Genomic DNA, 1,282 nt, shown 5'->3' on the forward strand with positions numbered 1-1,282 from the left:
TTTCTGACCCTGATCGCGCAATCCGTTTGACGCACAGTTGCATGCCGACTGCGGCCTCTGGTGCCGACGGCTCGATCATAAAATCGGAACCAATCGAGGCGTTGACGCATTTCACACCTGCATGCCCAGCATCCAGGATGGAATATGAAAATCGCCCATGTCGCGCCGCTTTATGAATCGGTGCCGCCAAGGCTCTATGGCGGCACCGAGCGCATCGTCTCGTATCTAACCGAAGCGCTGGTCGATCTGGGCCATGAGGTGACGCTGTTCGCCAGTGGCGACAGCCAGACTTCCGCGACGCTGGTAGCCAGCCGGGAACGCGCGCTGCGCCTCGATCCGCGTCCGCTCAAATCCGAGATCGCTGCGCATCTTTCGATGCTTGCTCAGGTGAGGGACCGGGCGTCGGAGTTCGATGTCATCCACTTCCACCTCAGCCATTTCCTGCACTTTTCCTTCTTCGAGGATCTCGCCGACCGCACGGTGACGACGCCGCATGGCAGGCTGGATTATGTGGACCTGGCGCCGGCCTATGAACGGTTTCCGCGTTTTCCCCTGATTTCCATTTCGCACAGCCAGAAGGCGGGCCTTGCCAAGGCCAATTGGCTGGCGACGATCCATCACGGGCTGCCGACCACTCTCTACGAACCGACTTTCGAGACGACGGCGGAAGAACCCTACCTTGCCTTCCTCGGCCGGTTCTCACGCGACAAGCGCCCGGACCGCGCCATCGAGATCGCCTTGCGGTCGGGGCTCAAGCTGAAGCTTGCGGCAAAGATCGGCGACGACGACCGCGCCTATTTCCACGAGGTGGTCGAACCGTTGATCGACGGCGATCGCATCGTCTATGTCGGCGAGATCGAGGAGGACCAGAAGGCGGAATTTCTCGGCAAGGCGGCCGGCCTGCTGTTCCCGATCGACTGGCCGGAGCCGTTCGGGCTCGCCGCCATCGAGGCCATGGCCTGCGGTACGCCGGTGATCGCCTGGAATTGCGGTGCGCTGCCCGAGATCATCGATCAAGGCGTGACCGGTTTCATCGCTGACACGCTGGATGGAGCGGTCGCCGCGGTGCCTGCTTTGCTGCAGCTCGACAGGCGCAAGGTGAGGGCCGTTTTTGAAAAGCGTTTTTCCGCTCGAAGAATGGCCGGCGACTATCTGGCCGCCTATGCGGGCCTGATCGGCGTCCCGAGCGCGGCGAAGGCGTCTTGAGCAGCGACGTGCTCGAGCCACGGCAACGAAACAACAGGGATCTTTGACGAATGGCCCAACTCGATGAGCGCCAGCT

General features: G+C 61.9%; 1 protein-coding gene. It reads left to right on the forward strand.

The genetic code is table 11. The features are described 5' to 3' along the window. Nucleotides 1-144: 144 nt before the first annotated feature. The gene (locus EN893_RS34355; RefSeq protein ID WP_127272617.1) at nucleotides 145-1,206 is read left to right on the forward strand and encodes a glycosyltransferase family 4 protein; all 1,062 of its coding nucleotides are present in this window, start codon (nucleotides 145-147) and stop codon (nucleotides 1,204-1,206) included. Nucleotides 1,207-1,282 lie beyond the last annotated feature (76 nt).

This window comes from Mesorhizobium sp. M7A.F.Ca.CA.004.04.2.1 (genome assembly GCF_004022825.1).
Taxonomy (GTDB): domain Bacteria; phylum Pseudomonadota; class Alphaproteobacteria; order Rhizobiales; family Rhizobiaceae; genus Mesorhizobium.

Coding starts and splice junctions, on each gene's coding strand:
- EN893_RS34355 (WP_127272617.1), top strand. CDS start 145: ATGAAAATCGCCCATGTCGCGCCGCTTTATGAATCGGTGCCGCCAAGG.